The sequence below is a fragment of the Archangium sp. genome (genome assembly GCF_057119385.1).
Window position 1 is genome coordinate 26,001 of the sequence record NZ_DBNGVP010000075.1, and the last position, 24,293, is coordinate 50,293.

Below are 24,293 nucleotides of genomic sequence, written 5' to 3' on the forward strand. Positions count from 1 at the left end.
AACACCATGGAAGCAAAGAACGCCGTGACGGCGATGCAGCTCCCCCTGAGCATGCGGCTGCTCAACCAGCTCGGCAGCGGTGTGGGCCGGAGGGCCTTCGAGCTGAACGCGGACCAGCTCATGGCGGAGGCACGCAAGCAGACGGGGCTGAACGACTTCGGTGGCGAGGCGTTCATCGAGCCCCTGCGCAGGCTGACGCGCGCCCTGGAGGAAGAGGGGAACCTGTCGCTGGTGGGACGGCTCTCCATCCGGAGGGGACTGCTGCGGTTGCTGGTGCAGCGGCTGCACATCGCCGCGGATCTCGCGCGCCACCCGGAGATCCGCCAGGTGCCCATCGAGCGGCCCGTGTTCATCCTCGGCTTCATGCGGACGGGCACGACGCTGCTCTTCAACCTGCTCGCGAAGATGCCGGGGGCCCGGGCGCCGAAGATGTGGGAGCTGCTGTGGCCCTCGCCGCCGCCGGACCCGGCGACGGAGGCCACGGATCCGCGCATCGAGCGGGCCCGCCTCTTCGCCGAGCAGGCGCACAAGGCACTTCCGGCGATGAAGGCCATCCACCCCTTCGAGCCCACCGCGCCCGAGGAGTGCCTCTTCCTGCTCGGGCTGAGCTTCACCGACTTCGCCGCGGAGAGCCGCGCGCACCTGCCGAGCTACATGAACTGGCTGATGAGCACGGACATGGTGCCGGCCTACCGCTACTACCGCGAGGTGCTCCAGTTGCTCACGTGGAAGTCCCGGGCCCACCACCTGGTGCTCAAGAGCCCCATCCACCTCTACAACCTGGACGCGCTGCTGAGCGTCTTCCCGGATGCGCGCATCATCCAGACGCACCGCGACCCGCGCGAGGTGGTGGCCTCGGGGTGCAGCATGTACGAGGCCTCGCGCATCCTGTCGATCCGCGGCCATGACCCGGTGGCGCTGGGGCAGCAGTGGCTCGACACGTGGGGCCAGGCGATGGACCGGGCAATGGCGGTGCGCGCGAAGGCCGCCCCCGAGCAATTCCTCGACGTGCACTATGACGAGCTGATGGCGGACCCCGCGGGCCAGGTGCGGCGCATCCACCGCTGGGCCGGACTGGGCAACGAGGAGGCAGCGGCCGGAGTCGTGCAGTCGTGGCTCGCGGAGAACCCGCGCCACAAGCACGGCGTGCACCAGTACACGCTGGAGCACTACGGGCTCGATGCCCGGCGGGTGGCGGAGCGCTTCCGGGACTACACCGGGCACTTCAACGTCCGCATGGCATAGCCCCCTCAGCCCTCCCGTCCCGGTTTTCTGATCGGGTACTCACCTGACGTCTTACCGTACCAGGCAGTTCGGCTTTGCCAGGAGGACGTGGACGCGGCCCCAGTTGGGGTCGTACTTGTAGAACAGGGCAATGTCGTCACGGCCATCGCCGTCATAGTCACCACTGACCATCCGGTCCGTGAAGGCATCCGCACTGTAGCCACCGCCGCTGTCCCACCAGCCGGCGTCTCCCTGGTACTGGAACGAGGAACCCGTCGAGAGCAGGACGTGGACGCGGCCCCAGTTGGGGTCGTACTTGTAGAACAGGGCAATGTCGTCACGGCCGTCGCCGTCATAGTCACCGCTGACCATCCGGCCCGTGAAGGCATCCGCGCTGTAGCCACCGCCACTGTCCCACCAGCCGAGGTCTCCCTGGTACCGGAACGAGGAACCCGTCGAGAGCAGGACATGGACGCGGCCCCAGGTGGAGGCGTACTTGTAGAACAGGGCGATGTCGTCACGGCCATCGCCGTCATAGTCACCGCTGACCATCCGGCCCGTGAAGGCATCCGCGCTGTAACCGCCGCCGCTGTCCCACCAGCCGAGGTCTCCCTGGTACTGGAACGAGGAACCCGTCGAGAGCAGGACGTGGAAGCGGCCCCAGTTGGAGGCGTACTTGTAGAACAAGGCGATGTCGTCACGGCCATCGCCGTCATAGTCACCGCTGACCATCCGGCCCGTGAAGGCATCCGCACTGTAACCGCCGCCGCTGTCCCACCAGCCGAGGTCTCCCTGGTACTGCAGCCGAGTGCCTGCCAGGCCCCAGGGTGCATTCGTCTGGAGGGCATCCAAATAGACCCAGCCTTCTTCCTCCATTGTCTCGGAGCGAACCTCGTTAGTGCTCACTGCCAGCGAACGCGCTCGACTGTCTTCGGACGAACCTCCATTACAAGCTGCGAGCGATAGAGCCGCTACGGTCCACAAGTGTATTGCGTTGCGCATGAAGTGACTCCCGCCGGAATGAGCCATCCTGATATTGAGGTTGGTCATTCTTCATGGAAGGTCACATGAAGCCAGAGTGAATCCGCGCGCCGGAGTTGCATGCGTTCACTCCGATGAATGGGTTGAAAGGCTGCTCGGATTCCAGGCATTTGGAATGCCTTATGGTTAGCCCACATGAGCGGCAGTGAGGTACCGGCCTGGCACTCCCGGCTGTCGTGCTGAGTACAGCGGGACAGGAAGGGGGCCGATTTGGTAGAGGAGGAGCCATGTCCAACGTCTACCCTCTGTCGCTGCGCTGGGAAGGCACCACCACCGATCACGCCGCGGGCGAGCACAGCCGCGCCGCGGTCGCCTCCGTACCGGGCAAGCCGGACATCGCGGTGAGCGCCGCGGGGCCCTACGGCGGAGACGACACGCGGTGGAACCCGGAGGACATGCTCGGCGCCTCGCTCGCGACCTGCCACATGCTCACCTTCCTGTCGCTCGCCAGGAAGGTGCGCCTGGACGTCCGTGGCTACGTGGACGACGTGCAGGTGGTGCTCGGCACCGAGGGCAAGGTGACGCGCATCACCGAAATCCGCCTCGCGCCCACCATCCGCGTGGCCCCCGGGACGGACGTGGCCAAGGTGCGCGAGATGTTCGAGAAGGCCCACAAGTACTGCTTCATTGGCCTGTCCCTCAACTCCACCGTGCGCATGGAGCCGCGCGTCGAGGAAGTGCTCCCATAGAGCGGGAGTGGACATCGAACCGGCTCTCACATGTGACTGGCGAGGCTCGCTGCCACCGGCCCGCGAGCCCTCTCCGGCCGTGCGAAGTGCAGCTCCTCTCCGTCTCCGGGAATGAGCACCTTCTCGAGCAGTCCCTCGGCCTTCATCCGTTCGCGCAGCCCTTCGCGCGTGGTCGGGCAGTGGTCGAGCGCTTCCAGGTGATTCAGCACCACCCGTCCGGGTGCCCGCCTGACGAGCGTCACGAGCTCATCGACGGAGAACAGGATGTCGCCGCCCACCCCGAAGTTCGCCGAGCCCGCCGGAGCGATGATGACATCGGGCTGGAGGCGCTCCACGGCCTCCAGGAGATCCTCGGTGAGCACCGCGTCCGACGTGATGTACACGCTCGGCTCGTCCGGGTGCGCCAGGTAGTAGCTCGAGACGCGGCCCAGCAGCCATGCGAGCAGCCCGCGGCCGTGCCGGACCGGGATGCGCTCCACCCCCATCCCGAGCGCACCGTCGGCGAGCTCCCGGACATCGAGTCCCCTCTTCTTGAGGCCCGGCGCGTCCAACCGGCTCGTCCATACGGGTAGCTGGCGCTTCTGGATCCATCGGACGCCCGCCGTATCCAGATGATCCGGGTGGGGGTGGGTGACGAGCACGCCCGTCGCCTCCTCCAGCCACGAGAACGTGTCGGGCGGCAGGGGGACCAGGGGATTGGGGCGGCGGCCGCCTCCAAAGAACTTGAAGCCCGGAATCGAGCCCGGTCTGGCGAGCATCGGATCAATCAGCAGACGGTGCTCTCCCAGCGTCAGCAGGGTGGTGGCATTGCGCAGGTGGTGGATCTTCATGCCCCACAAACTAGGGGCCGCACGAATGGATGGAAACCGCTAGATTCGGAAGCCAGGCATCCATTTTCGCATGGGGGTCCGGATGGAGTGGGAGCTGTTGCGCACGTTCGAGACGGTCGCGCGCCTCGGGAGTCTGACGGCCGCGTCGAAAGCCCTGGGCGTGAGCCAGTCGACCGTCAGCAGACACCTGGCGCGGCTGGAGGAGAGCGCCGGTTCCCCGTTGCTGCTGCGCGAGGCGCCGCTGCGGCTGACGGAGCGCGGGTCCTCGTTGCTGGCGGCGGTGCAGCCCATGGTGGTGGCCGCGCTGGCGGCGCGGTCCGCGCTGGAAGACACACTGGAGCTTCGCGGCGAGCTCACGCTGACCACCGTCGGCGAGATGGTGCGCTGGAAGCTGACGCCCCGCCTGCCCGAGTTCTACCGGGCCTTTCCCCACCTGCGCCTGCGCATCCTGGCGGACAACCGGATCAACAGCCTCGCCGCCGGAGAAGCCGACGTGGCGCTCCGGATGATACGCCCCGAGCGGGGCGAGCTCGTCGCGAAGAAGGTGGGCACGGCCTCCTATGCCTTCTTCGCGGCCTCCTCATTGGAGCTCCACGCCGAGCTCCCCTGGATGGGTCTGACGGGCTCGGTCGCCGGCATCCCCGAACAGCGCCACGCCGAGCGGGCCTTCGCCACCCGCCCCCCACGGCTGCTCGTCGAGGACCTGGAGTCCCTGGGGCTCGCGGTGGAAGCAGGGCTCGGCGTGGCCTTGCTGCCCCGGGTTCTCGCCGCGAGGCTCCACGGTGTCGTGGAGGTGGCGCCGCGGCGGATTGGAGCCCGGAGCAGCGAGCGGCTGCCCTCGCGCGACATCTGGATGGTCGTCCACCGCTCGAAGCAGCACGTGCCCAAGGTGCGGGCATTGATGGGATGGCTCGGAAGCGTCATGAGCGACGAGCGCCCATGAGTGACAACGTCTGAGCATCCAGGGGCCCGGCCCTTCATGTCCATTGTATCCGAGGCCGGCAAGGTCTCCGGCCCTGGTGGTGACGGACACGGCGCGGGGGTTGGACGGGCTGTCAGCGCCCGCGAGCCACCACTGACAGGTTGTCGCACCCGGGGTGTGCGGCACACGGGGAAGAGCCCCGCTCTTCCCTCTGGAGAGGCGCGTGGCGGGGCCGTTGGTCCCGGCCTTGCTCTGGGGGAGTGCATCCACGCTCCCGTCAGGAGGCCACCGATGTCCACGCTCATCCGCCCCGCGTTTCATGCACTCACCCTGCTCTGCATCACGTGCACATGCCTGGTGGCCGCGTACTCCGTGAACTCGGTGGTGGATGCCTCGCTCCAGCCCCTCCCCTCCCTCGAGGATCCACCCAGGAAGGCACGCGCCCAGGAGGAATTGGCGCTCCCCCTCGCCCTGGGACCGCTCGCCCGCCTCCTGGGCCTTCCGGACAAGGTGCGTGAGGAGGTCATCGCCGCACCGGGAGACGAAAGCGACGAGGCGGTGCCGAACACGCTGGGCCTGAAGCTGCTGGGCACGATGGTGGGGGCGAATCCCTCCAACACCTTCGCCTCCGTGTACGAGGGCACCACGCGCCGCACGCGCTCGGTGTGGATGGGAGGTGACATCCTGGGCGCACAGGTGGTGGCCATCGAGCGCACGCGGGTGCTGCTGATGAACTCGGGGCGGCTGGAGTACGTCAGCCCCACGGCGACGGACGCGCTTCCTCCGCCCGTGGAGCCGCGTGCCGCCGCGGCGCCAGCGGCGACGGAGGCGAAGTCTTCCGTCGATGTCCGGCAAGTGGGTCCGCAGAGCTACGAGGTCTCGCGCAAGGACCTGGACGTGGTGCTCGCCAATCCCAGCGAACTGCTGATGCAGGCGCGCGTCATCCCCGCCATGCGCAACGGGGAGTCACAGGGCTTCAAGCTGTTCTCCATCCGGTCCGGCTCGCTCTACAGCCGCATCGGTCTGCAGAACGGGGACATCCTGCAGCGCATCAACGGGCTCTCCATCGCCAGCGCGGATCGTGGGCTCGAGGCCTTCCAGAAGCTGCGCGAGTCCTCGCACATCGAGGTGGAGGTGGAGCGCAACGGCCAGCCGATGCGCCTGACGTACTCGATGCGCTGAGCCCGCCGAAGCAGTCCAGCAGGTCCGCGAAGCCATTCCCCCTCCGCGACCATTTCCCCTCTGCGACCATTTCCCCTCTCCCGGGGGGAGAGGGAGTCTCAGCGCTTCGCGGCGGTCTTGTTCCCGGGCCACACGGAGCGGAGCGTGCCCGCGAGCGCCCGGAGCGCATCGGCGCGGGGAAAACCCGGGCGCCACACCAGGGCGAGCGTACGGCTCGGCGACGGGTCCGCGAAGGGCCGCACCACGAGCTGGCCCAGCCGGTTCTCGATGGGCACCGAGAGCGCGGGCAGCAGCGTGACGCCCCCCGCGCCCGACATCACCATCTGCGCCAGTGTCGTCAGGCTCGTGGCCCGGAAGTCCACCTCGCGCGCCCCGATGCGCGTGCACAGCGCGAGCGCCTGTCCCCGGAAGCAGTGGCCGTCCTCCAACAGCAGCACGTTCTCCTCGTCCAGATCCCGGAACTGCACCTGCTTCTTCTTCTCCAGCGGGTGCCCCGGTGGCGCCGCGACGACGAACGGATCCTCCGAGATGATCGCGTGCTCCACGTCCCCCACCTCGGGCACGAGCGCCAGCAGGGCCGTGTCCAGGCGTCCCTCCTCCAGGTCGCGCACGAGCACCTCCGTCTTGTCCTCGCGCAGGCGAATCTGGAGCCGGGGGTACTGCTTCACCAGCGCGGGGATGACCTCGGGCAGCACGTAGGGCGCGATGGTGGGGATGACGCCCAGGTTCAGCGGCCCCGCGAACGGATCCGACAACCGTGACGCGGCGGACAGGATGTCCCCGGCCTCGGTGAGCACCTTGCGAGCCCGCGCCACCAGCTCCTCCCTGGCGGGGGTCAGCATCACCCGGCGCTTGTCCCGCTCGAAGAGCTTCACCCCCAACACGTCCTCGAGCTGCTGAATCTGCGCGCTCAAGGCGGGCTGGGAGACGTGGCACCGCTCGGCCGCTCGCCGGAAGCCGAGCAGGTCCGCGACGGCGACGAGATACTCCAACTGCCTCAGGGAGATGTCGTTCAGGGAGGGCATGGGCTCTGGAACAACTGATAGCCTCACCCTATCAATCCCATCGGAACGATGTCTTGGGCAACTCAGCGCGAACTCTCTACTTTCCTCCACGTCACGAACGCACTGACGCCACTCGCAGGAGAAATCGCGTGTCCCATCGTCCCCGCTTGACCACCGAGGCCGGAGCTCCGGTCGCCGACAACCAGCACTCCCAGACCGCCGGCGCCACGGGCCCGGTGCTCCTGCAGGACCACCACCTGCTGGAGAAGCTCGCCCGCTTCAACCGCGAGCGCATCCCCGAGCGCGTGGTGCACGCGGTGGGTTCGGGCGCCTACGGCTACTTCGAGGTCACCCACCCCAACATCTCCCATTACACCCTGATGAAGCTCTTCGACACGAAGGGCAAGCGCACCGAGGTCTTCCTGCGCTTCTCCACCGTGGCCGGCTCCAAGGGCGCCCCCGACACCGCTCGCGACCCGCGTGGCTTCGCGGTCCGCTTCTACACCGAGGACGGCAACTGGGACGTGGTGGGCAACAACACGCCCGTCTTCTTCCTGCGCGACGGCATCAAGTTCCCGGACTTCATCCACTCGCAGAAGTACGACCCCTTCACCAACTGCCAGGAGCCCGACAACCAGTGGGACTTCTTCTCCCACTCGCCCGAGGCCACGCACCAGTTCACCTGGCTCTTCGGTGACCGGGGCATCCCCGCCACGCTGCGGCACATGGACGGCTTTGGCTCGCACACCTTCCAGTGGGTGAACGCCAAGGGCGAGCGCTTCTGGGTGAAGTTCCACTTCAAGACCGACCAGGGCATCCGCACGCTCTCCAGCGAGGAGGCGGCGGCCATCGGCGGGAAGGATCCGCAGTACCACCAGCGCGACCTCTACGCGGCCCTGGAGCGCGGCGAGTTCCCCTCGTGGACGCTCAAGGTGCAGGTGATGCCCGAGGCGGACGCATCCACCTACCGCTTCAACCCGTTCGACCTCACCAAGGTGTGGCCGTACAAGGACTACCCGCTCATCGAGGTGGGCAAGCTGGTGCTCGACCGGGCGCCGGACAACTACTTCGCGGACGTGGAGCAGGCCGCGCTCGACCCGAGCAACTTCGTGCCCGGCATCGGCCCCTCGCCGGACCGCATGCTCCAGGCACGCCTCTTCGCGTACGGCGATGCGCACCGCTACCGGCTGGGCATCAACCACACCCGGCTGCCGGTGAACTCGCCCAAGGGCGTGCAGGGCGGCGCGCGCAACTACGGCCGTGACGGCGCCATGGCCTTCGACGGCAACGGCGGCCGGAGCAAGAACTACGAGCCGAACAGCTACGACGGCCCCGCGCAGACGGGCGAGGCCACCGGGCTCGGCGTCTCCGTCACCGGCCTCACGGGCACCTACGTCCCGGTGCGGCACGCCGAGGACAACGACTTCGTCCAGGCCGGCAACCTCTACCGGGTGATGACCGAGCCGGAGCGCCAGCGCCTCGTGGAGAACATCGCGGGCAGCCTGTCTCAGGTGAGCCGCGAGGACGTCATCACGCGCGCCATCTCCCACTTCCGCAACGCCGACGAGGAGTACGGCGCGCGCGTGGCCAAGGCCGTCCACGACAAGCGCCGCTCGCGCTGAGCCCTCCTCTTCCCCTTCCTCCTGCTCGAGGCACTCCCCATGAAGAACCAGACTCCTGATTCGCAGTCGACGGTGACGGACAACGACGTGATGGCCCTGGCGCGGACGGCGTTCCAGCACGCGAGGGCCGGGGAGACGGCCAACCTGGCGTGGCTCGTCGACTCGGGGCTGCCCGTCAACCTCAGCAACGAGAAGGGGGACACCCTGCTGATGCTCGCGAGCTACCTCGGCCAGGAGGGCGCTGCCCGGGCCCTCCTGGAGCGGGGCGCCGACCCCGAGCGCGCCAACGACCGTGGCCAGACGCCCCTGGCCGGGGTCGCCTTCAAGGGGAACACCGCCATGGCCCGGCTGCTGCTGGACCACGGCGCCAGGGTGGATGGCTCGGGACCGGACGGCAAGACGCCGCTCATGTTCGCGGCGATGTTCGACCAGGTGGAGGTGCTCGAGCTGTTGCTCGCGCGCGGCGCCTCGCCGGAGCACAAGGACGCCGAGGGCCGCACGGCGCTCGACTACGCCCGCGCCATGGGAGCCCGCCGCACGCCGGAGCGGCTCACGGAGTGGCTCGCGGCTCGCGTGTGACGCGCGAAGAGCACGGCGGCCGGACAGTCTCTGCTCTACCGGCTCATCGAGAGCCGCGTCCGGCAGCAGATGCAACGCGAGGGCTACAGCGAGGTGAGAACCCCCCAAATCCTCGCGCAACCCATCTGGGAGCGCAGCGGCCACTGGGGCAAACTTCCGCGAGAACATGTTCCAGTTCGCCGGCGAGGGCGAGCGGCACCTCGCGGTGAAGCCGGTGAACAGCCCCGGCCACATCCAGCTGGTGCACCGCATGGCGCCCAGCTACCGCGACCTGCCCAGAGGGAGAGGGAGCATGCGCAACCCGGGCGGATGTGCTTGGCTGCGCCGACTATGGCCGAGCACGTGAACAAGATCGCAATCATCGGAGCCGGCGCCGTGGGCGCCACCATCGCCTATGCCACCATGATCCGGGGAGTGGCCAAGCAGCTCGCCCTCTATGACATCAACCGGGCCAAGGTGGACGCGGAGGTGCTGGACCTCAACCACGGGTTGCAGTTCGTCCCCATGGCCACGCTGGTGGGCTCGGACGACATCGGCGTGTGCGCGGGCGCGGACGTGGTGGTCATCACCGCGGGCGCCAAGCAGAAGCAGGGGCAGACGCGCATGGAGCTGGCGGGCGCGAACGTGGAGATGTGCCGCTCGCTCGTGCCCCGGTTGCTGAAGGTGGCCCCGGACGCGCTGCTGCTGGTGGTGACCAACCCGGTGGACGTGCTCACGTACGTGGTGCAGAAGCTGAGCGGCCTGCCGTCGCGGCGGGTGTTCGGCAGCGGAACGGTGCTGGACTCCTCGCGCTTCCGCTTCCTCATCGCCCGCCACCTGAACGTCGCCGTGCAGAACGTGCATGCCTTCATCGCGGGCGAGCACGGGGACTCGGAGCTTCCCCTGTGGAGCTCGGCGACGGTGGGCGCCGTCCCGCTGAAGCAGTGGTCCGCGCCGGGACACTCGCGGCTGACGGACGAGGACCGCACCCGCATCTTCGACGACGTGCGCAACGCCGCCTATCAGATCATCCGCGGCAAGGGCGCCACCAACTACGCCATCGGCCTGGCCACGGCGCAGATCCTCGAGGCCGTGCTGTACGACGAGAACCGGGTGCTGCCCGTGAGCTCGCGGCTGGACGGCTACCTGGGCATCGGTGACGTGTGCATGAGCGTGCCGAGCATCGTCAACCGCTCGGGCGTGGAGACGGTGCTGGAAGTCCCCCTCGACGACACCGAGCGCGAGGGCCTGCGCCGCAGCGCGGATACGATCCGCCAGGCCATCCGCACGCTCGGCTTCTGAAGAAGCCCGTCCGCCTCCTCCCTCCAGGAGCCCTTCATCGTGACTTCCCGACGTTCCTCCCTCGCGTGGCTCTCCCCCCTCGTGCTGCTCACCGCGCTGGCCTGCCGCAATGAGCGCTCCCCCGCGCCCCCCCCCACGCCCACGGCGAGCACGCCCGTGTTCGGGTTCGATGTCGTCCAGAGCTGGCCGCATGACCCCAACGCCTTTACCCAGGGGCTCGTCTACCGCGACGGCAAGCTGTACGAGGGCACGGGCCTCAATGGTCTGTCGAGCCTGCGCGAGGTGGAGCTCGAGACGGGCGCCGTGCTGCGCCGGCGCGAGCTGGAGCGCCAGTACTTCGGCGAGGGCATCGCGCTCTTCAAGGGCCGCATCTACCAGCTCACCTGGCGCTCGCACGTGGGCTTCATCTACGACGCCGCCACGTTCCAGCAGGTGGGCCGCTTCGAGTACCCCACCGAGGGCTGGGGGCTCACCGACGATGGCACCTCGCTCATCATGAGTGATGGCTCCAGCACCGTGCGCTTCCTCGACCCCGCCACGCTCGCGGTGCAGCGCTCCATCCGGGTGACCGACAACGGCCGGGAGATCTCCCAGCTCAACGAGCTGGAGTTCATCAAGGGCGAGCTCTACGCGAACGTGTACCTGACGAACGACATCGTCCGCATCGACCCGGCCACGGGAAAGGTGACGGGGTGGCTCAACCTCACCGGGCTCCTCCCGCCCCAGGACCGGACCGGGACCGAGGACGTGCTCAACGGCATCGCCTACGACGCGGCCCGGGACCGGCTGCTCGTCACCGGCAAGCGCTGGCCCCGGCTCTTCCACATCCGCCTCGTGCCCAGGTAGTCCACTCCCTCACGATTTCCCACTTTTTCCTTCACAGTTTTATTGAAAAATTCTGCATTGACAGGAGAACTGATTTTATTGGAAAGTGAGGAAGTGCTCGACACAACCGTCGAGCCGGAGGAACCGTCATGCGCACTCGCCGTCTGGTTTCCATCCTCCCCCTCATGCTCCTCGGGAGCGCCTGCAGCGTCGACAGCACCGGGGTCGACACCCAGGCCACCCAGGGGACCCAGAGCAGCAACCTGTCCACCAAGGCCGAGGGCCGGGGTCTGGAGCAGCTGAAGGCGCAGCGTCCGGAGTTCTTCCAGGGCGCCGGTGACGTGTCCCTCAAGCGCAGCCTGCGTGACGAGAAGGGCCTGACCCACGAGCGCGTGTCCCAGAGCTTCCGGGGCGTGCCCGTCTTCGGCGCCGAGGCCATCCTCCACCTCGACGCGAACGGCTCCGTCGCCTCCATCACGGACCGTCTCAAGCGCGACCTCAAGGTGGACACTACCCCCGGCCTCCGCGCCGAGGAGGCCATCCAGATCGCCGTGGCCCAGGTGGGCGGCTCCCGCGCGCTGACGGCCGACCCCAAGGCGGACCTGCAGATCCTCACCGACGACATCGGCAACGGCGCCCGCCTCACCTACCGGGTGCAGCTGCAGAGCGTCACGGACAAGGGCGCGCCCGCGATGCCCAACCTCTTCATCGACGCGAAGACGGGTGAGCTCGTCATGCAGTTCGACAACCTGAAGACGAGCCGCAACCGCAACACCTACGACGCCGGCACCCGCACCACGCTCCCCGGCACGCTGGTGCGCAACGAGACCTCGGGCCCCTCGAGCGACGCGGTGCTCAACCAGGCGCACGACAACGCGGGCTTCACCTACGACTTCTACTTCACCAAGTTCGGCCGTGACAGCTACAACGGCACCGGTGGCACGCTCACCTCGTCCGTCCACTACAGCCGCAACTACGTGAACGCGTACTGGGACGGCACGCAGATGGTGTACGGCGATGGCGATGGCAGCCAGTCCGGCCCGCTGACCGTGCTGGACGTGGTGGGCCACGAGCTCACCCACGCCGTGACCGACACCTCCTCCGACCTCATCTACGCCAACGAGTCGGGCGCCCTCAACGAGGCCATGTCCGACGTCTTCGGCGCCTCCATCGAGGCCTACCGGGATGGTGCCGTCAGCGGCAACACCTGGAAGATCGGCGAGGAGTGCTGGACCCCGGCCACCGCGGGTGACGCGCTTCGCTACATGAATGACCCGGCCCTGGCGGGTGACTACGACTACTACCCCACGCGTTACACCGGCACCTCCGACAACGGCGGCGTGCACTGGAACTCGGGTATCGCCAACCTGGCCTTCAAGCTCATGGTCACCGGAGGAACCCACCCGCGCGGCAAGACGAGCAACGTGGTGCCGGCGCTCGACGCCAACGCGTACACCAGCATCCAGAAGGGCGCGGCCATCTTCTACCGCGCCAACACGGTGTACCTGACGCCGGGCAGCACCTTCTCCGAGGCGCGTGGCGCCACGGCGCAGGCCGCCACCGACCTGTACGGCGCGACCGCCGCCGCCGCGGTGAACGAGGCGTGGGCCGCGGTGGGCGTGGCCGCTCCCCCAGCCTGGACGGTCATCCAGACGGTGAGCAACCTGTCCGGCGCCCGCAACAGCAACACGAACTACACCTACGTCACGCCGGCCAGCGCGACGGCGATGAAGTTCGAGACGATCGGCGGCACCGGTGACGCGGACCTGTACGTGAAGTTCGGCAGCGCGCCCACCACCACCACCTACGACTGCCGCTCCGCGGGTTCGACCGCCGCCGAGTCCTGCACCATCAACGGCGCGAAGCAGGGCACGTACTACGTCCTCATCAAGGGCTACACGGCCTACTCCGGCGTCACCTACAAGGCGAGCTCCGGCCAGTAATCCCTGGCAGCACTGAAGTCCTCACGCCGGCGCGGCTCCTCCTCCTGGGGGCCGCGCCGGTTGTCTTTCGTGGGGCCGGTGCGCGCTACCGGGCGGCCTCGCAGCCGCAGCCGCACTCGTCGAAGAAAGGCTGGAAGCCCTCGATGCAGAGGAAGGTGATGGCGGCGCACGCGTCCGGGTCCCGCGAGACGTAGGAGCGATTCGGGTCGTTGTAGTCGCAGGCCTTCTGCTGTTTCTGGCAGCCGCAACCGCACTCGTTGAAGAACGGGGCGAAGCCCTCCTTGCAGGTGAAGCGGATGGCGGCGCACTGGGCGGGGTCTCGGGAGACGTATTTCATGCCCCGTTCATGGCCCGTGCAGGCAACGGGGTTCATCCTCCGGCAGATACCGCCACAATCCGCGCCGCCCCGGTCCGGGTCACAGTCGTCGCGGGGGTCGTCGACGCAGGCGTACCCCTCGGCGCAGGGGATGCCGGCGATGCCGCCGCAGAAGTCGCCCTGGACCTCCCCGGCCTGGAGCCCGGCCTCCTGCCCGGCATCGGCGGTGGAAGTGCAGGCCGCGCCACCGAGCGCCGCGCCGATGATGAGTACGCCGCACCACATCAAACGAATCGACATCCGGGACCCCCTCCGTTGGGTTGCAGGAGAGGAATGAGGTGGAGGGCGCCGGAAGCAGAGCAGGAAGCAGGCAAGGGCTCCCGCTCCCGGGTCTGACCGAGGGGCCGCCTCTGTGTTCACCCGGATGACGCAGGGCGCCAGCACGAGAGGCGCGACAGCCCACGCCCGCGGCTGGCACTCTCGCGCCCCCATGAGGAAGCCCGTCCATGTCGAGGAGTCCCCGGTGAGCAAGCCGCTCGAGCTGGTGACGATCCCCGCCCCTCCGTCCGAGTTCCACGTCCGCCGCGATGCACGCTTCGCCGCGCCCGGCGAGAAGCGCACGCGCTATCACCTGCCCGAGTCGCTCGACTCGTCCTCGCCCGTCGGCTACCGCACGCGCGTCTCGCTCTCGCGGGAGGAGGCCGGCACGCTGCTGTCGCTGCTCTCGCTGCCGAGGCCCTCGCGCTTCGTCCCGGGCCCCGCCCCCACCGAGCGCGAGCTCTTCGAGGAGTGCTCGCTCGGCGTGCTCTCCGCGAGGCAGTCCACCAACTTCCGCGGGCAGCGCGAGGTGTTGCTGGGCCCCCAGGACTCCGGGCAGGCTGCCGCGCTGTTGCGGCGCATGGGCCGCAAGGAGGCGCCCGTGCTGGATGGTGCCGCCTGCACCCATGTGGTGCTCGCGCGCCCGTACCGGACGCCCTTCACCTTCCTGCTCACCTTCGTGGGCCACAAGCCGGTGACCAGCCTGCTCACCGTGCCGCTGCGCGCCTGGGCCAAGCGCTTCCGCCACGCGGATGACATCCCCACCATCGGCTACCTGAAGGAGCTGCACCTCGGCGTCCTCGCGGATGCCATGGAGCGCGCGACGGTGATTGCCTCGGCGGGCACGCGGCGGGCCCAGGTGTTCCTGGAGCCCTTCGAGCAGCCCGCGGACGCGGCGGCCCTGCGCGAGCTGGAGGCACTGGTGGGCCTCACCCCGGCCGAGCGCGCGGCGGGCTGGCGCATCTCGCTGGTGGCCCAGGTGGGGTACGTGCCCGAGGAGGAGCGCATCCCCATGGAGCGCACCACGGCCCGGCGCCTGGGCGCGGCGCTGCTCGCCCTGCGCAGCGAGCGCATCCAGCCCGGCGTCAACGCCGAGCCGAGCGCCCCTCCGGCCTACCAGACGCGCCAGCCCATGGATGTGCCCGAGGAGCTGACGGTGCAGGCGGGCCGCGCGGCCTACAACGCCTTCGCCCGGTTCACCGGTGTGTCCCGCGAGCGCGCCAAGGAGCTGGTGCTGCTCGAGCGCATCGACGTGCTCACGCCCCATGGCAAGGAGCGGCTGCGCGCGGTCCGCGAGGAGCTGGAGCAGGTCACCGACAAGATCATCGCCCGGCTGCCGCTGTGGGCGGACCTGGCGCTCGGGCGGGCGCTCTCGCGCAACAGTGCACGGGGGCGCAAGGCCTTCGCGCTCGCGGGGCAGCGCATCTATGTGGGCGGATTGTCCCGCCGCGAGGTGGAGCAGTCCGGGTTGTCCTTCGCCCACGCGGTGCGGGCCTTCGGCGCGGCGGCGGCTCGCGGCGCGCTCGTCGCCGAGGTGGCGGGGACCACCGAGATTCCCGAGGGGTGTGACCTCCGCGGCGGCGTGTGCCTGATGGCCGGGCCGGTGAACCAGAACGACATCGGCAAGCAGTTCTTCGGCGGCAAGGACCTGCTCGAGCAGGCCTTCTCCGGGCGGGAGCCCACGAGCCTGCTGGTGTGGACGTTCAAGGCCAAGACGGTGGCCGATCCCATCGGCAACGAGCAGCAGTTGCTGGATGCCGCTCGCAAGGGCGCGCTCGTGGATTTGAGGCCAGGGCCGCACGAGGTCGTCGCCGTGCGGCAGGGCACGGCGATCGGGCCCATGCGTCTGAGTGGCGGCCGGGTGAATGCCGAGCGGGCCTTCGGCGACGTGGGGAACTTCGTCACGGACCCCGAGGGCAAGGAGATTCCGGGCAACCGGGGCACGGCGTGGCCCTCGGCTCAGGCGGATTCGCCCTTGTGGCCTGGGTGAAGCACCCGGGTGACGCACCCGGATGACCCACACATGGAGTGACAGTCCGGCCGGGCACGTTTAACCTGAAAGGCCTGCCCCCCAGTCCTCGGAGGACGGCCCATGTCCCGTGCCCCATCCGCACTCGTCACACTCATCCTCGTCAGCCTCGTCTCCGCCAGCCCACGCACCGCGGAGGCGGGCAACGTCGAACCTTTCTACGGCGCCTTCAGCACCCAGGTCCCCATCGAGCTCCCCGCGTTCCACGCCCTGGAGCCGAACCTGACGCTGACGTACAGCTCGGGCGGGCAGAATGGCTGGCTCGGCGTGGGCTGGTCGGTCTCGGGCGTCTCCTTCATCGAGCGCGCCTCGCGCGGCAAGGGCGCTCCCCGCTACGACGCCAGTGACATGTTCCTGCTCGACGGGCAGGAGCTGGTCGCGGACGCCTCGCTCGGGGGGACGCACTCGACGCGCATCCAGGGCTACATGCGCATCGTGCAGGACAGCGCCAACAACCGCTGGACCGTGTACCGCAAGGATGGAACCCGGCTCAGCTACGAGCCTGTCTTCGCGGTCTCCCGGGGCACGTTCCGGTGGGCGCTCAAGACGGCGCAGGACACGCACGGCAACACGGTGAGCTACGGCTACTGGTGCGACTCCGGCGCGGACTGCTACCTGGACGCGATCGCCTACAACGGGACGACGATCAAGTTCTACTCCGAGGCCCGTCCGGATCCCATCTCCTATGCGACGGGCGCGGGCCTGGCGCGCACGAACTACCGGCTCAAGAGCATCCTGGTCTCGGCCCCTGGTCCGGCCCCCATCCGGGCCTACAAGCTGGCCTATGCCTCGAGCGGCGGCTCCGGGCGCTCCCTGCTGGTGAGCGTCCAGCAGTATGGCCGGGACGTGCTCATCGACGCGGCCGGCACCATCACGGGCGGCACGGCGCTGCCCCCCATGACGCTGGGGTGGTCCGGTGCTTCCGCCAACAAGCAGCTCCAGTACTCCGGCAGCTCCTCCACCTCCACCGAGACGTACTGGACCAGCGTCGTGGACCACCCCAGCTATCACGGGAAGACCGTCTCCCTGGACATCAACGGGGATGGGCGGGACGACCTGGCGATGGTCTACCAGGACGTCAACAACCGCGTCACCCTGGCCCAGCACTGGATCTCCGATGGCGGCAAGCTCCAGTACGCGGGCAGCTCCTCCACCTCCACCGAGACGTACTGGACCAGCGTGGTGGACAGCTCCACCTATCGCGGCAAGGTCTTCCCCATGGACGTGAACGGGGATGGGCGGGGGGACCTGGTGATGATCTACCAGGACGTCAACAACCGCGTGACCCTGGCCCAGCACTGGATCTCCGACGGCAACAAGCTGCAGTACGCGGGCAGTTCCTCCACCTCCACCGAGACGTACTGGACCAGCGTCGTGGACAGCGGCACCTACCACGGCAAGGTCTTCCCCATGGACGTCAACGGGGATGGGCGCGGCGACCTGGTGATGATCTACCAGGACGTCAACAACCGCGTGACCCTCACCCAGCACTGGATCTCCGACGGCAGCAAGCTGCAGTACGCGGGCAGCTCCTCCACCTCCAATGAGACGTACTGGACCAGCGTGGTGGACAGCTCCACCTACCGCGGGCAGGTGCTTCCCATGGACGTGAACGGGGATGGCCGGGGAGACCTGGTGATGGTCTACCAGGACGTCAACAACCGCGTGACCCTGGCCCAGCACTGGATCTCCGACGGCGGCAAGCTCCAGTACGCGGGCAGCTCCTCCACCTCCAATGAGACGTACTGGACCAGCGTGGTGGACAGCTCCACCTACCGCGGCAAGGTCCTCGCCATGGACGTGAACGGGGATGGGCGCGGAGACCTGGTGATGATCTACCAGGACGTCAACAACCGCGTCACCCTGGCCCAGCACTGGCTGTCCGACGGCAACAAGCTCCAGTACGAGGGCAGCTCGTCCACCTCCAACGAGACGTACTGGACCAGCGTCGTGGACAGCGGCACCTACCACGGCAAGGTCTTCACCTCGGACATCAACGGAGATGGGCGGAGCGACCTGGCGATGGTCTACCAGGACGTCAACAACCGCGTCACCCTGTCCCAGCATTGGATCTCCGACGGCGGCAGGCTCCAGTACGCGGGCAGCTCGTCCACCTCCAACGAGACGTACTGGACCAGCGTCGTGGACAGCGGCACCTACCGCGGGCGGGTCCTCCCCATGGACGTGAACGGAGATGGGCGGGGGGACCTGGTGATGATCTACCAGGACGTCAACAACCGCGTCACCCTGGCCCAGCACTGGCTGGCGGCGGGGACTTCACCGGATCTGCTGACCTCGGTGTCCAATGGCCTGGGCGGCACGACGACGGTGCAGTACACGCCCTCCTCCGCCTGGCAGAACACCTCGCTGCCCGCCGGCATGGTCTTCCAGACGGTCTCGTCGGTGACGACCACCGACGGGCGGGGCAGCAGCTCCACCACGAACTACTCCTACCAGGGCGGCCTCTGGTCCCACTCCGAGCGCCGCTTCCTCGGCTTCCGCAAGGTGACCGGTGTGCTGGATGCCGCCGGCAACTACACCGAGACCTACTACCACCAGCACGTCGGCTGCGTCTCCAAGCCCGAGGCCACCTACTTCCGCGATGCGGCCGGGAGGATCTACAGCTACTCGAAGTACACGTACCAGGAGAACAGCGCCCCGCCGTACACCTCGCTGCTCACGGAGCGCTGGGACTACGAATGCAACCAGGGCGCCACCTGCCAGCGGGTCGTCAACCAGCTCGGCTATGACGTCTACGGCAACGTGGTGCGCACCCTCGAGTACGGCAACTACGACGCCTCCGGCGACGAGCGCACCACGGTCCGCGGGTTCTACCCGAACACCACCCGGTACATCGTCGCCAAGGCGGCCTACGAGAACGTCTACGCGGGAATCGGCACGGCGGGGCGGCTGATGCGCCAGACGCTCCACGCCTACGACGGCGCCACCACGTACGCCTCGGCGCCCGTGTATGGCGACCTCACCTCGCGCAAGCGCTGGAACGACCAGAGCGGCGGCTATGTGACGGAGGCATTCACCTACGACGCCTCCGGAAACCTGGCCTCACGCACGGACGAGCGAGGCCATACCCGGACGACGGCCTACGACACCACCTTCCGCCTCTACCCGGTGCGGGAGTGCGATGCGCTCGGCCACTGCAAGGGCACCACGTATGACCTGACCCTCGGCAAGGTCACCTCCGAGACCGATGCCAACGGACTGACGCACACGCGCGGCTACGACGCCCTCGGGCGGCTGGTGCGCGAGACCCGGCCCGATGGCGGCTGGGTGGAGCGGCAATACCTCTCGTGGGGGAGCGCGAGCGGCCAGCGGGTGCGCCTCGTCCAATCGGATGGCACGGCGGACGGGCTCTGGGTGGACGAGTACTTCGATGGCATGCGGCGCGTCTACAAGCGCGTGCGCGAGAACGGTGCCACGCATCTCGTCCTGTACTCCGATGGCTCCGAGCGCGTGTGGAAGGAGTCGCTCTGGTACGACCCGGCCACGGAGACGCCCCGCTACCAGGTCTTCGCCTATGACGGCGCGGGGCGCGTGCGTACCGTCACCAGCCCGGACGGCAGCTTCGCGGAGAATGTCTATCAAATCTGCCACAACCCGTCCGACCCCGACTTCGCCGCGCCGCGCTCGTGCATCACGCACTACGACGAGCTCCGGCACGCCACGCGCAAGGCCGCCGACGGCCTGGGCAACGTGGTGGCCGTCTCGGAGTGGAGCGGCGGCGTGGAGAGCCGGACCCGCTACCAGCGGGACGTCCTGGGGCGGCTCGCGCGGGTGACGGACGCCGCGGGCAACGTGTCCACCAAGACGTGGGACTCGCTCGGCAACAAGCTCGCGGAGTGCGACCCGGATCTGGGCTGCTGGAGCTACGGGTACGATGCGGCGGGCAACCGCACCTCGGAGACCGATGCCAGGGGACAGACGACCCGGGTGACGTATGACGCCCTGGGGCGCCGGGTGTCCAAGGCGCTGCCCGGCGGCGGACTCGCGGCGTGGCGCTACGACGAGGCCGGACACGGGGCGGCGGTGGGGGACAGGCCCACGAGCCTCACCTGGGACGAGGGCTCCGAGAACCTCTCGTACGACTTCGCGGGACGGGTGACGAGCTCCACGCGGTGCATCCTCGGGGTGTGCGCCACGACGCGCTGGGCGTATGACCAGCTCGGACGGCTGGCGAGCGTGACGTACGGCGATGGGGAGTCCGTCAGCCACGCGTATGACAGCGCGGGGCGGCTGGCGAGCGTGGGCGGCTACGTCAACGCGCTCGCGTACAACGCCCGGGGGCAGATCACCCGGGTGTCGCTCGCCAACGGCGTCACCCAGTCCTACACCTACGACGCGGGCCGTCAGTGGCTCTCTTCCTCCCAGGTGCTGCGCGGCACGACGACGCTCTACTCGGCCAACTACGCGTATGACGCCGCCGCCCGCGTCACCTCCCAGTCCTCCTCCACGGATCCACTGCTCAACGTGAACTACGGCTACGACGAGCGCAACCGGCTCGTCTCCGTCTCCGGCGCCCAGTCCCAGTTCTTCACCTACGACGCGCTCGGCAACCTCACCTACAACTCCGCGGTCGGCGCCTACGGCTACGGCAGCGCCACCCCAAGGCACGCCTCGACGGTGGCCGGCGCGAGCAGCTACACCTACGACGCCAATGGCAACATGACCGGTGGCGCCGGGCGCGAGCTGCGCTGGGATGACGAGAACCGGCTCGCCTCGGTGACCCGGAGCGGCCAGACGACGACGTTCTTCCATGATCCGGACGGCGGGCGGATCTCCAAGACGACGGCGGGCAACACCACCCGCTACTTCGGCAAGCTCTTCGAGATCGGCCCCGGCGGCGCCTACCTCAAGCACGTGTACGCGGGGGCGCTGCTGGTGGCCAGCAAGGGCCCGGCGGGAACGAGCTTCATGCACCAGGACCACCTGGGCTCGGTGCAACTGATGACCAACGCCACGGGGGCGGTGGTCCACAGCTACGACTACGCCGCCTATGGCAAGACGCTCGCCGACTCCGGCGGCGTGGCCAATACCCGCGGCTTCGGCGGACACGAGACGGACGGGGAGACGGGCCTCGTCTACATGAACGCCCGCTACTTCGATCCGGAGCTCGGACGCTTCATCTCCCCGGACTCCATGGTGCCGGATCTGGAGAACCCCCAGGCGCTCAACCGCTACGCCTTCGGCTACAACAACCCCATCTCCAACGTCGATCCCACGGGCCATGCGCCGGTGGTGGCGGCCGTGGTGGCGGTGGTCTCGGTGGCCGCCTCGACTGCCCCGGTCTGGGTGACGGCCGTGGCGGCGGTGGGAGCGGCGGCCACGGTGGCCGGCTATGTGCTCAAGGATCCCTTCCTGATGACCCTCGGCGGCATCGCCCTGGGCTTCGCCACCGGGTACATGGGGCCGCTGCTGGGAGGCGGCCTCGCGGGAGGACTCATGGGCGCGTCGGTGGCGGCGCTCACCTCACCGCTGAGCCCACTGGAACCCGGGCTGAAACAGGCCATCGGCTGGGCGTACACCGCCGCGAGCTTCGTCGCCGGGCAGATGAAGTCCAGTGAGACGCTGGAGCAGCTCGAGCAGCAGGCGCAGCAGCAGGCGGCCCGGGAGGGAGTGGACATGGCCAGGGTGAGGGCGAACTTCGAGGATCCCCAGCGCGCCCTGAGCTCGGCGTACGTCGCCGCCCAGGAGACACACACCTCGCTGCAGCATGTGCTGGAGACCGCCATGCGCGCGGGGGAGAAAGGCTTCGGAATGGTGGGGCCCGGCAGCGGGATGACCACCACGGTGCTCGAGAAGCTCGTCGGGTGGATTCCCTCCGTCCGGCTCCACGGCGTCGTCCATGACGCCTACGGCTTCGCCTTCAACACCTGGCAGATCGGCCCCGGCTATACCTATGCGGGCCAGCTCCTGCTCTCGCAGGACATGCCGGTCGCCGGCCAGGTCACCGGGGTCTTCCGCAACAGCTTCCTCACCCCCTACGGCCTGAGCGACATCCAGAACTCCGCCATGCGGAGCGGGCGCCAGCTCGAGTTGATGGTCATCTCCTCGACCCGGGGATGAGCCGGTCTCACGGTGCGTTGCCCGGCGCGAGCCCGGTGACGCACCGTGGGCCCTCACGGTTCGACCCGAGGCCCTCGAGGGGAAGTGGGGTCAGGGGGCCTCCGTGCTCGCCTTCGGGGCCGGGCGAGGGGGGCCGTTGGCCACGCTGTTCAGGTAGTTCAGCGACATCTTCAGCTGGTAGTCCGTCAGCTTCGCCGGCACGTCCCAGTCCCGCACGCTCTCGGGCAGGTTCTTCGGCTTCGCCACCGCGTCGGACTCGCTCGACACCACCGGCTCCGCCTTGAAGTGCCGGTCCAGGTCCTTCTCCCGCGGCTGGTCCCTCGCGCCCTTCCCTCCCGGCGCCTCCGGCACCTGGTAGTCCGGCGTGATGCCCTTCTCCTGGATGCTCCGTCCCTTCGGCGTGTAGTAGCGGGCAATCGTCAGCTTCAGCCCCGAGCCATCCTCCAGCTCGATGACCGTCTGCACGCTGCCCTTGCCGAAGGTCTGCGTGCCCAGGATGGTCGCGCGTCCGTGGTCCTGCAGCGCTCCCGCGACGATCTCCGACGCCGAGGCGCTCCCCGCGTTCACCAGCACCACCAGCGGGTAGTCCGGCTCCGTGTCCCGGTCCTTGCTCAGCTCCTCGGTCACGCGGCCGCCCTTGCGCCCCCGCGTGCTCACGATGGGCAGGTTCCCCGGCAGCCACAGGTCGCTCACCGCCACCGCCTGGTCCAACAGCCCTCCCGGGTTGTTGCGCAGATCCAACACCACCCCGCGCAGCGGCTTGCCCCCGTTCTTCTCCCGCAGCCGGTCCAGCTCCTTGCGCAGGTACAGCGCCGTGCGGTCCTGGAAGTTCTTCACCTTCAGGTGCGCGATGCCCCCGTACAGCTCGCCCTCCACCGAGATGATGCGGATGTGGTCCCGGATGATGGCCAGCTCGCGCGGCGCGTTGAAGCCCTCGCGCATGATGGTCAGCAGCACCCGCTTGCCCGCGGGGCCCCGCATGCGCTGCAGCACCTCCGGCACGGGCATGCCCTGGATGGTCTCCCCGTCGATGGCGAGCAGCTCGTCACCGGCCCGGATGCCCGCTCGCGCCGCCGGGGTGTCGTCGATGGGCGCCACCACCACGATGCCCTCGCCCTTGCGCGCCACCTCGATGCCCAGCCCTCCGAACTCGCCGGAGGTGTCGATCTTCATCTCCTTGAAGACCTCGGGCGGCATGAAGATCGTGTGCGGATCCAACGTCTCCAGCATTCCCTGGATGGCGCCGTACATGAGCTTCTTGTCATCCACCGGCTCCACGTAGTTGTTCTCCACGTAGGAGAGCACCCGGGCGAACACCTCGAGCTGCTCGTACGTGGAGGTGTTGGGAGGGGGCGGGGGAGCCTGGAGCAACAGGCCCGCGGCGAGTGCCGCGCGCCAGGAGTGCAGGGAGCGCATGAGCCCCGAGTCTAGCACCCGGCCCGCGCCCCGGCCCTCCTACAGCCCCGCGGTGTCCGCGAACTGCACCAACTCCGACACCAGCTCGTTCGGCCGCTCTACCTGCGGGATATGGCCGAACTCCTCCACCACCCTCACCCGCGAGTGCGGCGGCAGGTGCGAGCGGAAGAAGTCCAGGCTCTGCCGGGGCAGCAATTTCTCACTCCCACCCCACACGCACAGCACCGGCATGGCGAGCGACTGGAGCAGCTCGGGCTTGAGGTACTCGCGCGTGGCCAGCGCATCCGCGCTCAGCTCCCTCACCGCGGGCGTCGAGTAGATGCCCCGCACCATGTCGGCCATCAGCATCATCAGCATGGGCGGACGGTGGAAGAGGCGCCGGGTGAGCGCGCGGGACTGCTCGGCCGTGCGCACGTCCATGGACTGGAGCACCTCCACGAAGAGCTCGTGCCCCACGTCCGCGCCCGCGGGCGCCACCAGCCCCAGGGCCTTCACCAGCTCGGGGTGCTCGGCCGCCAGCTGCACGGACAGGGCGCCACCCAGCGAGTTGCCCACCACGAAGGCCGGGCCCCCCACCACCTTCCGGTGGTACTCCACCAGCATGTTGTACTGGCCCCGCACGCACGTGGGCCCGAGGCAGTACTCCGGCGAGAAGCCGTGCCCCGGCAGGTCCACCGCCAGCACCCGCTCGAAGCGCCGGGCCAGCCCGAAGAAGATGCGCGCGAAGCCGTTGGCCGTCCCGCCCAGCCCGTGCACCAGCAGCACCGGCGGCCCCTTGCCCTTCCCCTTCAGCTCGTAGTGGTGCAGCCGCTGCCCGGCCACGTCCACCATGCTCGACCGCACCCCGCGCGCCACCAACATGCGCCGGGTGACTTCCTGGAGTCCTGAGATGAGATCCACGGCCGGAAGCTAATCCCCTCCATGCCGCACCGCATCATTTCCGTGCCGCATCCTTCCACGAGTGGACGCCCGGTGCCCGGCCCGGGGCGAG

Annotated in this window: 18 protein-coding genes; 12 read left to right on the forward strand and 6 right to left on the reverse strand. The window is 68.8% G+C overall.

Going from position 1 to position 24,293, the window contains the following annotated elements:
• Positions 1–6: 6 nt before the first annotated feature.
• Positions 7–1,245, forward strand: a complete 1,239-nt coding sequence (locus tag AC16DP_RS17755; protein ID WP_329729315.1) for a sulfotransferase family protein — start codon at positions 7–9, stop codon at positions 1,243–1,245.
• A gap of 51 nt (positions 1,246–1,296) precedes the next feature.
• Here the strand turns inward: AC16DP_RS17755 and AC16DP_RS17760 are convergent, their stop codons facing one another.
• A complete protein-coding gene (locus AC16DP_RS17760; RefSeq protein ID WP_483956809.1) occupies positions 1,297–2,100 on the reverse strand; it encodes a hypothetical protein in 804 nt (267 codons plus the stop codon).
• 392 nt (positions 2,101–2,492) lie between these two features.
• Between AC16DP_RS17760 and AC16DP_RS17765 the strand changes: the two genes are divergently transcribed.
• On the forward strand, positions 2,493–2,954 hold the full coding sequence (locus AC16DP_RS17765; protein WP_329729317.1) for an OsmC family protein: 462 nt from the start codon (positions 2,493–2,495) through the stop codon (positions 2,952–2,954).
• Positions 2,955–2,980: 26 nt separating this feature from the next.
• Here AC16DP_RS17765 and AC16DP_RS17770 read toward each other — a convergent pair whose 3' ends face one another.
• A complete protein-coding gene (locus AC16DP_RS17770; RefSeq protein ID WP_329729318.1) occupies positions 2,981–3,784 on the reverse strand; it encodes an MBL fold metallo-hydrolase in 804 nt (267 codons plus the stop codon).
• 97 nt (positions 3,785–3,881) lie between these two features.
• Between AC16DP_RS17770 and AC16DP_RS17775 the strand changes: the two genes are divergently transcribed.
• Both AC16DP_RS17775 and gspC read left to right on the forward strand, forming a co-directional pair.
• Positions 3,882–4,727: a LysR family transcriptional regulator gene (locus tag AC16DP_RS17775; RefSeq protein ID WP_329729319.1), complete on the forward strand. Its 846-nt coding sequence runs from the start codon at positions 3,882–3,884 to the stop codon at positions 4,725–4,727.
• A gap of 270 nt (positions 4,728–4,997) precedes the next feature.
• Complete coding sequence (gene gspC, locus AC16DP_RS17780) at positions 4,998–5,888, forward strand: type II secretion system protein GspC (RefSeq protein ID WP_329729320.1); 891 nt, start codon at positions 4,998–5,000, stop codon at positions 5,886–5,888.
• A gap of 98 nt (positions 5,889–5,986) precedes the next feature.
• On the opposite strand, the gene AC16DP_RS17785 is transcribed toward gspC, so the two are convergent.
• A complete protein-coding gene (locus AC16DP_RS17785) occupies positions 5,987–6,913 on the reverse strand; it encodes a LysR substrate-binding domain-containing protein (RefSeq protein ID WP_329729321.1) in 927 nt (308 codons plus the stop codon).
• Positions 6,914–7,041: 128 nt separating this feature from the next.
• Between AC16DP_RS17785 and AC16DP_RS17790 the strand changes: the two genes are divergently transcribed.
• From AC16DP_RS17790 to AC16DP_RS17815, 6 genes are all read left to right on the forward strand, one after another.
• The gene (locus AC16DP_RS17790; RefSeq protein WP_329729322.1) at positions 7,042–8,514 is read left to right on the forward strand and encodes a catalase; all 1,473 of its coding nucleotides are present in this window, start codon (positions 7,042–7,044) and stop codon (positions 8,512–8,514) included.
• A 39-nt stretch (positions 8,515–8,553) separates the two neighbouring features.
• Complete coding sequence (locus AC16DP_RS17795; RefSeq protein WP_329729323.1) at positions 8,554–9,093, forward strand: ankyrin repeat domain-containing protein; 540 nt, start codon at positions 8,554–8,556, stop codon at positions 9,091–9,093.
• A 166-nt stretch (positions 9,094–9,259) separates the two neighbouring features.
• Positions 9,260–9,439, forward strand: a complete 180-nt coding sequence (locus AC16DP_RS17800) for a hypothetical protein (protein ID WP_329729324.1) — start codon at positions 9,260–9,262, stop codon at positions 9,437–9,439.
• On the forward strand, positions 9,436–10,374 hold the full coding sequence (locus AC16DP_RS17805; RefSeq protein ID WP_329729325.1) for an L-lactate dehydrogenase: 939 nt from the start codon (positions 9,436–9,438) through the stop codon (positions 10,372–10,374). The genes AC16DP_RS17800 and AC16DP_RS17805 overlap by 4 nt, the downstream gene beginning before the upstream one ends.
• Positions 10,375–10,413: 39 nt before the next feature.
• Positions 10,414–11,220, forward strand: a complete 807-nt coding sequence (locus tag AC16DP_RS17810) for a glutaminyl-peptide cyclotransferase (protein WP_329729326.1) — start codon at positions 10,414–10,416, stop codon at positions 11,218–11,220.
• A 128-nt stretch (positions 11,221–11,348) separates the two neighbouring features.
• The gene (locus tag AC16DP_RS17815) at positions 11,349–13,142 is read left to right on the forward strand and encodes a M4 family metallopeptidase (RefSeq protein ID WP_329729327.1); all 1,794 of its coding nucleotides are present in this window, start codon (positions 11,349–11,351) and stop codon (positions 13,140–13,142) included.
• Positions 13,143–13,227: 85 nt separating this feature from the next.
• Here the strand turns inward: AC16DP_RS17815 and AC16DP_RS17820 are convergent, their stop codons facing one another.
• A complete protein-coding gene (locus AC16DP_RS17820) occupies positions 13,228–13,758 on the reverse strand; it encodes a hypothetical protein (RefSeq protein ID WP_329729328.1) in 531 nt (176 codons plus the stop codon).
• 223 nt (positions 13,759–13,981) lie between these two features.
• On the opposite strand from AC16DP_RS17820, the gene AC16DP_RS17825 reads away from it, so the two are divergent.
• Together AC16DP_RS17825 and AC16DP_RS17830 are read left to right on the forward strand one after the other, a co-directional pair.
• Positions 13,982–15,766 (forward strand): hypothetical protein, encoded by a 1,785-nt coding sequence (locus AC16DP_RS17825; protein ID WP_329729329.1) that lies wholly within the window; start codon positions 13,982–13,984, stop codon positions 15,764–15,766.
• 102 nt (positions 15,767–15,868) lie between these two features.
• Entirely contained in the window at positions 15,869–21,886 is a 6,018-nt protein-coding gene (locus tag AC16DP_RS17830) for an RHS repeat-associated core domain-containing protein (RefSeq protein ID WP_483956810.1), read from the forward strand.
• A gap of 90 nt (positions 21,887–21,976) precedes the next feature.
• Here AC16DP_RS17830 and AC16DP_RS17835 read toward each other — a convergent pair whose 3' ends face one another.
• Positions 21,977–23,302 (reverse strand): S41 family peptidase, encoded by a 1,326-nt coding sequence (locus AC16DP_RS17835; RefSeq protein WP_329729331.1) that lies wholly within the window; start codon positions 23,300–23,302, stop codon positions 21,977–21,979.
• A gap of 39 nt (positions 23,303–23,341) precedes the next feature.
• Positions 23,342–24,202, reverse strand: a complete 861-nt coding sequence (locus AC16DP_RS17840) for an alpha/beta fold hydrolase (protein WP_329729332.1) — start codon at positions 24,200–24,202, stop codon at positions 23,342–23,344.
• Between the last annotated feature and the right edge of the window lie 91 nt (positions 24,203–24,293).